Genomic DNA, 1,540 nt, shown 5'->3' with positions numbered 1-1,540 from the left:
TTTTGTTCCTCAGAATCTTTATCCGATAACGAGATGTAACCTTGAAGGATGATCAGGTTTACGATGTCGATAAAGAATGCACCGACGATTGGTACGACCATAAAGGCTTGGGGCGACGGACCATATTTGTTGACCAGAGAACCCATATTCATTACCGCTGTCGGTGTCGCACCTAAACCAAAACCACAGTGTCCACCAGCAATAACCGCTGCATCGTAGTTGGAACCCATCACTTTAAATGTGACAAAGTAAGAGAAGATGCCCAATACCACAGACTGAATAGCGAGAATAACCAGGAACGGGATCGCAAGATCAAAAATGTTCCAAAGCTTGAGGCTCATTAAAGCCATCGCCAAAAACAGTGATAATGACACCGTACCCAGAATATCGACGGTTTCGGCATCAACCTTATGCGCTTTGGTCACTTCCAGAACATTGGTAATAAAAACACCAATAAACAAGGCATAAACGAAGTCAGGAATCATCAGCCAGCTAATGTTAAAGCTGCTTACCCACTGCTCTAAATACTTCGCACCAGTGACACAGATAAGCAGAATGAACAGAATCTCAATAACCTTCTTCGCTGTTACTTTATCTTCTTCATACTCGTTGTACGTCACAAGCTCAGGGAAGCGTTCGTGAGTCTGCGTACCACTACCGTACTCAGATTCAAAGCCATTTTTGTTGATCAGTTTCTGCGCCACAGGGCTACCGATAATACCACCGATGATCAGACCAAACGTAGCCGAGGCCATAGCAATCTCAAGCGTGTTTGTCAGACCGTAAGTCTCAGAGAAAGTTTGAGACCAGGCTGCACCAGTACCGTGTCCGCCAGAAAGGGTAATCGAGCCAGCAATAAGCCCCATCAAAGGATCTAACCCTAGTGCAGTCGCCATAGATACACCGACGCCGTTCTGAATGATGATGTAGAAAGATGCCACCGCCAGGAAAATAAACACCTTGGCGCCACCCTTCATAAGCTGGGTGTAGTTAGCAGCAAGGCCGACAGTACTAAAGAACATCAGCATAAAGACTTTCTGCAATGGCAGAGAGAATTCGAGATTAATGCCGTTAAAGTGCATTATTGTGATGATAACCGCGACGATAAGACCGCCCACAATCGGCTCAGGGATATTAAACTTCTTCAGGATCGGAAGTTTGGAATTTACGAAGTGCCCTAAGAATAAAACGCTGATTGCGATTAAGAAAGATTCTAGCGGTCCAACTGAAATTATCTGATTCATATAACCTCTTTTTAGTTATTCACTCATCTTCCTTAACGAGTACAGAGCCCAAAATAGCTCTGAGGAGCAATGCTCATTGATTCAACTTTTCTATTGAAATTTGTCCTTATTCAAACAGCCTCAAGAGGCTCGTTTCAACAGCTAACCCTGTAAAAATGACTAGGGTTTCAAAAATGAAAGCGCACATTATTAATAATCTTGCCCCCGCTTGTCGAGTGCAGACGCAAAAATCGTTCGACATCACCCTGTAAAACAGCGCGAAAATAACGGTAAAAGCAAAGAAATACGCAGGAAAT

The 1,540-nt window shown here is 43.8% G+C and carries 2 protein-coding genes; both read right to left on the bottom strand.

What is annotated here, in order from left to right; all coding sequences use genetic code 11:
* On the bottom strand, positions 1 to 1,244 hold a 1,244-nt coding region (gene gltS, locus RH46_RS09410), incomplete at its 3' end, for a sodium/glutamate symporter (protein WP_006879194.1).
* 106 nt (positions 1,245 to 1,350) lie between these two features.
* Positions 1,351 to 1,540 (bottom strand): hypothetical protein (locus RH46_RS22410; RefSeq protein ID WP_006879193.1); only part of this gene is annotated, 190 nt, incomplete at its 5' end.

It is taken from the genome of Vibrio brasiliensis LMG 20546, assembly GCF_000189255.1.
GTDB classification, from domain to species: domain Bacteria; phylum Pseudomonadota; class Gammaproteobacteria; order Enterobacterales; family Vibrionaceae; genus Vibrio; species Vibrio brasiliensis.
This window is presented reverse-complemented; position numbering and strand designations above follow the sequence as displayed.